Here is a 7594-nt window from a genome sequence, read left to right as displayed (position 1 = left end):
GCTCCCACATTTGATTTTCATTGTGTTGGAGGTTTGGGTTGGCCCCAAAAAAAATGCGCCCCTTGGGGCGCATTTTTTTGTTCGGTCAGCCATCGCCTATCAGGCAATCGCATCCCAAGCCCGATCACCGTGCTCGTCTTTGATCCGAGTCGGCAGGCCCATCACGTCCAGCGCCTTGAGGAACGGCTCAGCCGGCAGTTCCTCGACGTTGGCCATGCGTTGCACATCCCATTCACCACGGGCTACCAGCAGCGCAGCAGCGACCGGAGGCACGCCTGCGGTGTAGGAGATGCCCTGGCTGTCGGTCTCGGCGAAGGCTTCTTCGTGATCCGCCACGTTGTAGATGAACACCTCGTGCGGCTGGCCGTTCCTGGTGCCTTTGACCAGGTCGCCGATGCAGGTCTTGCCGGTGTAGCCAGGCGCCAGCGACGACGGGTCGGGCAGCACGGCCTTGACCAGTTTCAACGGCACGACTTCCAGGCCTTCGGCGGTGGTGACCGGCTTTTCGGAGAGCAGGCCGAGGTTTTTCAGCACGGTGAACACGTTGATGTAGTGTTCGCCGAAGCTCATCCAGAACCGCACGTTGGGCACGTCGAGGTTTTTCGACAGCGAGTGCACTTCATCGTGGCCGGTGAGATAGAGGTTCTGCGAGCCGACTACCGGCAGGTCGTCGGTGCGCTTGACTTCGAACATGGTGTTGCTGGTCCACTGGCTGTTCTGCCAGCTCCACACCTGTCCGGTGAATTCGCGGAAGTTGATTTCCGGATCGAAATTGGTGGCGAAGTATTTGCCATGGGAGCCGGCATTGACGTCGAGAATGTCGATCGAATCAATGCGGTCGAAATGCTGTTGCTGCGCCAGCGCGGCGTACGCGTTGACGACACCCGGGTCGAAGCCCACGCCAAGGATGGCGGTGATGTTCTTCTGTTTGCACTCTTCCAGGTGGTTCCATTCGTAGTTGCCGTACCACGGCGGGGTCTCGCAGACCTTGCCCGGCTCTTCGTGGATGGCGGTGTCGAGGTACGCGACGCCCGTGTCGATGCAGGCACGCAGGACCGACATGTTGAGGAACGCGGAACCCACGTTGATGACGATCTGCGATTGTGTCTCGCGGATCAGGGCCTTGGTCGCTTCCACGTCCAAAGCGTTCAGCGCGAAGGCCTGGATGTCGGCGGGTACCTTGAGGCTACCCTTGGCCTTGACGCTGTCGATGATGGCCTGGCATTTGGAGATGTTGCGCGACGCGATAGCAATACGACCGAGTTCGTCGTTGTGCTGCGCGCACTTGTGGGCCACCACCTTGGCGACACCTCCTGCACCAATGATAAGAACGTTCTTTTTCAATTGCTTTATCTCTCCTTTATCCGCCAGCTTACGAAAGGCTGGACAGGTAGTCGTCGTAACCAAATTCACGAACCACTTCGACTGTACCGTCGAGTTGTTTCACTACGATGGACGGCATTTTCAGGCCGTTGAACCAGTTTTTCTTGACCATGGTGTAGCCCGCGGTGTCGATGAACGACAGCCGATCGCCGATGGCCAGCGGACGATCAAATTGGTACTCGCCGAAGATGTCCCCGGCCAGGCAGGATTTGCCGCACACCATGTAGGTGTGTTCGCCCTCGCTCGGTGCCAGCTTGGCGTTGAGGCGATAGATCAGCAGGTCCAGCAGGTGCGCTTCGATGGAGCTGTCGACCACGGCCAGGTGTTTGCCGTTGTAGAGGGTGTCGAGCACGGTCACTTCCAGCGAGGCGCTGTTGGTGATCGCCGCTTCGCCGGGTTCCAGGTAGACCTGCACGCCGTACTTCTCGGAGAACGCCTTCAGGCGCGCGCAGAACGCGTCCAGCGCATAGCCTTCACCGGTGAAGTGGATGCCGCCGCCGAGGCTGACCCACTTGACCTTGTGCAGCAGCGCGCCGAAGCGTTCTTCGATGGTGCCGAGCATTTTGTCGAACAGGCTGAAATCGCCGTTCTCACAGTTGTTGTGGAACATGAAGCCTGAGATCTGCTCGATCACGCCTTCGATCTTCTCCGGGTCCCATTCGCCCAGGCGGCTGAACGGGCGCGCCGGGTCGGCCAGCAGGTAGTCGGAGCTGCTCACCTGCGGGTTGACGCGCAGGCCACGGGTCTTGCCCTCACTGCGTTCGGCAAAACGCTGCAGCTGGCTGATCGAGTTGAAGATGATCTTGTCGCAGTTATCCAGCATCTCTTCGATTTCATCGTCGGCCCAGGCCACGCTGTAGGCGTGCGCCTCGCCTTCGAACTTCTGGCGACCGAGCTTGAGCTCATACAGCGACGACGAGGTGGTGCCGTCCATGTATTGCTGCATCAGGTCGAATACCGACCAGGTGGCAAAGCACTTGAGCGCCAGCAGGGCCTTGGCGCCGGACTGTTCGCGCACGTAAGCGATCTTCTGCATGTTGACCAGAAGCTTCTGTTTATCGATGAGGTAGTACGGCGTTTTGATCATTTTTGAGAGCCTGCGGCGGTGCCTGCCAAAAAAGGACACGCATTGTGCCCGCACTTGGATCAGATCGAAAGGTTAGTGGGCGGATTTTGCTGCGCCGCCTTTAATCTGGCCTGCGAATATGACAGCCCGTGAGTATGATGAACGGTCATGGTGATTGGACCAGGCTGGAGCGACGAGAGGTGAGAATGGACACATGGACATTGCACTGGCTGGAGGCTTCGGGCGGCCTGGCCGAGTTTCGTCAGGTATTGACGGGAGAATTCGACATCGCCTATCAGGCCATTTCCCGATACCTGCCTGCCCAGCACATCCTGGCGATCGCACTCGACAAAGGATGGCTCCACACCCCCCTGTAGGAGCCGGCAAGCTGGCTCCTGCAGGTTATCGGTGACATCAAACTGTCATCTACCCACCATGTGACTGCCACATTCCCTCGCTACTGTCCTCGCCAATGAGATCGATCTCAAGCGAGTGACGATGACTGACCTGAAAGACGTTGCGCGGTTGGCCGGGGTATCCCGTGCCACTGCCGCCCGCACCTTTGCTTCTCCCGACCAGGTGCGCCCGACCACCCGCGAGCAAGTGTTCGCCGCCGCCCGCGAGCTGGGCTTTCGCCCCAATCTGCTCGGCCGCCAGTTGCGGCTGCAAACCACCCAATTGATTGGCGTGGTGGTGCCCAATCTGCTCAACCCGGTGTTCGCCGAGCAGTTCCAGGCCATGGAGCGTGCGGCGCGGTTGCGCGGCTACAGCCTGGTGCTCGCCACCACGGACTACGACAGCGAGCGCGAAAGCAGCGTGGTCGAAGAGTTGCTGCGCCAGCGCGTCGACGGCCTGGTGCTGACGGTGACCGACGCCGAAAGCAACACCGTCCTCAGCAGCCTGAACAGCGAAAAAACCCCGTTCGTGCTCGCCTACCACCAACCCGGCAACCCCAACTACAGCGCCGTGTCGGTCGACAACCGCGCGGGCATGGCCCTGGCTACCCGCTACTTGCTGGAAGCCGGTCACCGGCGCATCAGCATGGTCGCCGGGCCTGCGTTGCAGTCGGACCGGGCCCGGCTGCGTTATGCGGGCTACTGCGATGCGATGAGCGAATACGGGCTTGCAAGCCGGCCGGTGATCGAAATGCCGGCCCACACCCAAGCCGAATTCGCCGCTATCGAAGCCTGCCTGCAAGGGCCCCAGGCGCCGACTGCGCTGGTGTGTTCCAACGATTTCCTGGCTATCAGCCTGATCGCCGAACTGCGCCGCAATGCCTGGCAGGTGCCGCAGCAACTGTCGGTCGTGGGCTTTGACGGCATCGCCCTCGGCACCCAGATGCACCCGACCCTGTGCAGCGTGGTGCAGCCCATCGCACTGCTCGCCAGCACGGTGATTGATCAACTGCTGGCGCAGATCGCCGGTAACGACCCGATATCCCACTGCCTGCCTTGCCATATCCGGCCGGGCGACAGCACTCAACCCCATGAGGAGAGCTTCGATGCGCGCATTGCGTAAAACCCTGGCAGCCGTGCTGCTCTGCGGTATGGCCGGCCTGGCCCAGGCCGCCGACACCGCAATTTGCTACAACTGCCCGCCGGACTGGGCCGACTGGGGCACCCAACTCAAGGCCATCGCTGCCGACACCGGCGTGCAGGTGCCGCTGGACAACAAGAACTCCGGCCAATCCCTGGCGCAACTGGTGGCCGAGAAGGCCGCCCCCGTGGCGGACGTGGTGTATTACGGCGTGACCTTCGGGCTGCAGGCGCAAAAGGCCGGCGTGGTCGACGGCTACAAACCCAAGGGCTGGGAGCAGATTCCCGCCGGCCTCAAGGACCCGGACGGCCACTGGTTCGCGATCCACTCCGGCACCTTGGGCATCATGGTCAACGTCGACGCGCTCGGTGGCTTGCCGGTGCCGCACAGCTGGGCCGACCTGCTCAAGCCTGAATACAAAGGCATGGTCGGTTACCTGGACCCGTCCAGCGCGTTTGTCGGCTACGTCTCGGCGGTAGCGATCAACCGCGCCCTGGGCGGCGACCTCGACAACTTCGCCCCGGCCATCGACTACTTCCAGAAGCTTGCGAAAAACGCGCCCATCGTGCCCAAGCAAACTGCGTACGCGCGGGTGCTCTCCGGTGAGTTGCCGATCCTGGTGGACTACGACTTCAACGCCTACCGCGCGCGCTACAAAGACAACGCCAACGTGGCCTTCGTGATCCCTACGGAAGGCAGCATCAGCGTGCCCTATGTGATGAGCCTGGTGGCCAACGCGCCGCACCGCGCCAATGCGCAAAAAGTCCTCGACTTCGTGCTGTCCGACGCCGGCCAGGCACTGTGGGCCAAGGCTTATCTGCGCCCGGTGCGCCCGCTGAAAATGCCTGCCGACGTCGCCGCGCAATTCCTGCCCGACAGCGACTATGCCCGCGCCGGCGTGGTCGACTACGAAAAAATGGCCGCCGTGCAGGAAGCCTTCGCCGCCCGTTACCTGAACGAGGTCAAGTAAGTGGCAGCATCGGCAAAACACGCGGCCTGGGCGTTGGCCCCGGCCTGTGCGGTACTGCTCGCGTTCTGGCTGTTGCCGCTGGCCCACCTGATGCTGCTCGGCGCCGAGAGCCGCGACAGCCTCGGCAGCGGTTACTGGCAGGTACTCAGCAGTGCGCAATACCTGGGCAGCCTGGGGCAGACGCTGGTGCTGGCGGTCGTAGTGACACTGGTCGCGCTGTTGATCGGCGGCATCAGCGGGGTGTTCCTCGCGCGCCAGCAGTTCTTCGGGCGTTCGGCCCTGGTCGCGCTGCTGACCTTTCCCTTGGCGTTTCCCGGAGTGGTGGTGGGGTTCCTGGTGATCCTGTTGGCGGGGCGCCAGGGCCTGCTGGCCTCCCTCGGCCTGCAACTGGCGGGTGAGCGCTGGATCTTTGCCTACTCGCTGGCCGGGTTGTTTATCGGCTACCTGTACTTCTCGATTCCACGGGTGATCCTCACGGTGATGGCCGCGTGCGAAAGCCTCGACCGCAGCCTGGAAGAAGCCGCGCATTCGCTGGGGGCAGGGCACTGGCGCGTGGTCTGCGACGTGATCGTGCCCGGCCTGGCGCCGGCATTGGCCTCGTGCGGGGCGATCTGCTTCGCCACCTCGATGGGCGCCTTCGGCACCGCGTTTACCTTGGGCACACGCCTGAATGTGACCCCGGTGGCGATCTACAACGTGTTCACCAACTACGCCAACTTTGCCGTCGCCGCCGCGTTGTCGGTGGTGCTGGGTGCGCTGACCTGGGCGGTCTTGTTGCTCACGCGCCGGCTGGTGAAAAATGCGGGGACGGTCCTGTGAAGCGCTCATCGCTGTTTGTGATTCAACTGCTGTTCACCTTGCTGGTGTGCGCTTTCATGTTGGTGCCGGTGCTGATGTCATTGCTCGCCGGGCTCACGCGCAATTTCTTTGTGGGGCTGTCCAGTGGCTTGACCTTCGACTGGTTGATCCAGGTATGGCAGGCCTATTCGCCGACGGTGTGGCTGTCGTTGCAACTGGCGCTGGCGTGCGCGGTGTGCGTCTGCGTGATCGGCGTGCCGGCGGCCTATGCCCTGGTGCGCATGAACAACCGCTTCAGCCGTGCCTTCGAAGAGTTGATGGTGCTGCCGGTGGCGATGCCGGGGTTGGCCAGTGCGCTGGCCTTGCTGCTGACCTACGGCCAGTTCGGCACCTTCCGCAGCAGCTGGTTGTTCATCCTGGTCGGGCATGTGCTGTTTACCTTGCCGTTCCTGGTGCGCCCGGTGATGGCGGTGATGCAGCGCCAGCACTTGCCGCTTTTGGAAGAGGCGGCGGCGAGCTTGGGCGCCGGGCCGATCAAGCGCTTTTTCAGCGTAGTGGTGCCCAACTGCCGCGCGGGAATCCTCGCCGGTGTGCTGATGGTGGTGACCTTGTCCCTGGGTGAATTCAACCTGACCTGGATGCTCCACACACCGATGACCAAGACCCTGCCGGTGGGCCTGGCCGACAGCTACGCCTCGGCGCGCCTGGAAATCGCCAGCGCCTACACCCTTATCTTTTTGCTGATGATCGTGCCGCTGTTGATTGCGCTGCAGGCCATCAGCGCGCGTTTGTCCCGTGGAGAACGTCGATGACTGCTATCACTATTCGCCTGCAAGGCTGTCGCAAGGCGTTCGCCGACGGCACTGTGGCCGTGCATGACTTGAACCTGACCGTCGAAGGCGGCGAAACCCTGGCGATTCTCGGCCCGTCCGGCTGCGGCAAGACCACCACGTTGCGCCTGATCGCCGGCCTCGAACGTCCGGATGTCGGCCAGGTGTTGTTCGGCGACCAGGACGTGACCCGCCTGCCCATCGAGCGTCGCGACGTGGGCATGGTCTTCCAGAATTACGCGCTGTTCCCCAACCTGGATGTCGCCGGCAACATCGTCTACGGCCTGAAGATTCGCGGCGTGTCGGCGTCCGAACGCAACAAGCGCTGCGACGAGTTGCTGGAACTGGTGGGCTTACAGCACCACGGCAAGCGCAGCATCCACGAGTTGTCCGGCGGCCAGCGCCAGCGCGTGGCCCTGGCCCGTGCATTGGCACCGCGCCCGAAAGTGCTGTTGCTCGATGAGCCGCTGGCGGCCCTCGATGCGCAATTGCGTGAGCGCCTGCGCAGCGAGTTGGATCAACTGTTGCGGGGCCTGGGGATCACCTCGGTGTTCGTCACCCACGACCAGGGTGAAGCCATGGCGCTGGGTGATCGCATCCTGGTAATGGAACACGGCCGCGTGGCGCAGTTGGGCAGCCCGCGGGATATCTACCAGAAACCGGCCAACGCGTTCGTCGCCGGATTCGTCGGCAACCTGAATGCGTTCTCGGTGCTCGAAGCCTCGCCCCTGGGCCTGAAAGTCTGCGGCGGCGAATTGCCGTGGCAGGCGGCCAACCTGCCCGGCACGGTGTACTGCCGCCCTGAACACCTGCGCGTGATGGACGGCGAGGGGCACCTGCACGGCCATCTGCTGGCGCAGTTTTTCCAGGGCGCGCAGAGCCGCCTGCTGGTGGATGTGGGCGGTCCGCAACCGTTGCTGGTCGACAGCAGCGACAACCAGCTCTACGCCGTGGGCGCGCCGATTGCCCTGGCGATCACACCGCACATGTTGTTCACCTTGAACGCCTGAG

8 protein-coding genes are annotated in these 7594 nt (G+C 62.7%); 6 read left to right on the top strand and 2 right to left on the bottom strand.

From position 1 onward, the window contains the following. Nucleotides 1-99 precede the first annotated feature (99 nt). Both NTD80_RS23085 and NTD80_RS23080 read right to left on the bottom strand, forming a co-directional pair. Nucleotides 100-1344, bottom strand: coding sequence for a saccharopine dehydrogenase family protein (locus NTD80_RS23085; RefSeq protein WP_065907580.1), 1245 nt, complete (start codon nt 1342-1344; stop codon nt 100-102). Between the two features lie 28 nt (nt 1345-1372). Further along, nucleotides 1373-2470, bottom strand: a complete 1098-nt coding sequence (locus tag NTD80_RS23080) for a carboxynorspermidine decarboxylase (protein ID WP_106803504.1) — start codon at nt 2468-2470, stop codon at nt 1373-1375. Nucleotides 2471-2655: 185 nt separating this feature from the next. On the opposite strand from NTD80_RS23080, the gene NTD80_RS23075 reads away from it, so the two are divergent. The 6 genes from NTD80_RS23075 (at nt 2656) to NTD80_RS23050 (ending at nt 7593) form a co-directional block, all read left to right on the top strand. Then, nucleotides 2656-2826, top strand: coding sequence for a hypothetical protein (locus tag NTD80_RS23075; protein ID WP_262135129.1), 171 nt, complete (start codon nt 2656-2658; stop codon nt 2824-2826). Between the two features lie 121 nt (nt 2827-2947). Next, nucleotides 2948-3967: a LacI family DNA-binding transcriptional regulator gene (locus NTD80_RS23070; protein ID WP_065907583.1), complete on the top strand. Its 1020-nt coding sequence runs from the start codon at nt 2948-2950 to the stop codon at nt 3965-3967. Continuing rightward, a complete protein-coding gene (locus tag NTD80_RS23065; protein WP_106803505.1) occupies nt 3951-4955 on the top strand; it encodes an ABC transporter substrate-binding protein in 1005 nt (334 codons plus the stop codon). Before NTD80_RS23070 ends, NTD80_RS23065 begins: the two co-directional genes overlap by 17 nt. Continuing rightward, nucleotides 4956-5774, top strand: coding sequence for an ABC transporter permease (locus NTD80_RS23060; protein WP_106803506.1), 819 nt, complete (start codon nt 4956-4958; stop codon nt 5772-5774). After that, entirely contained in the window at nt 5771-6565 is a 795-nt protein-coding gene (locus NTD80_RS23055; RefSeq protein ID WP_120448919.1) for an ABC transporter permease, read from the top strand. Before NTD80_RS23060 ends, NTD80_RS23055 begins: the two co-directional genes overlap by 4 nt. Next, nucleotides 6562-7593, top strand: coding sequence for an ABC transporter ATP-binding protein (locus tag NTD80_RS23050; RefSeq protein ID WP_065907590.1), 1032 nt, complete (start codon nt 6562-6564; stop codon nt 7591-7593). Before NTD80_RS23055 ends, NTD80_RS23050 begins: the two co-directional genes overlap by 4 nt. The last annotated feature ends 1 nt before the right edge of the window (nt 7594 follow it).

It is taken from the genome of Pseudomonas sp. 13B_2.1_Bac1 (assembly GCF_025466155.1).
Taxonomy (GTDB): domain Bacteria; phylum Pseudomonadota; class Gammaproteobacteria; order Pseudomonadales; family Pseudomonadaceae; genus Aquipseudomonas; species Aquipseudomonas aylmerensis.
This window is presented reverse-complemented; position numbering and strand designations above follow the sequence as displayed.

Excerpts from the sequence above, each read along its gene's own strand:
- NTD80_RS23080 (WP_106803504.1), bottom strand. The coding sequence starts at position 2,470 with ATGATCAAAACGCCGTACTACCTCATCGATAAACAGAAGCTTCTGGTC.
- NTD80_RS23075 (WP_262135129.1), top strand. The coding sequence starts at position 2,656 with ATGGACACATGGACATTGCACTGGCTGGAGGCTTCGGGCGGCCTGGCC.
- NTD80_RS23070 (WP_065907583.1), top strand. The coding sequence starts at position 2,948 with ATGACTGACCTGAAAGACGTTGCGCGGTTGGCCGGGGTATCCCGTGCC.
- NTD80_RS23065 (WP_106803505.1), top strand. The coding sequence starts at position 3,951 with ATGCGCGCATTGCGTAAAACCCTGGCAGCCGTGCTGCTCTGCGGTATG.
- NTD80_RS23050 (WP_065907590.1), top strand. The coding sequence starts at position 6,562 with ATGACTGCTATCACTATTCGCCTGCAAGGCTGTCGCAAGGCGTTCGCC.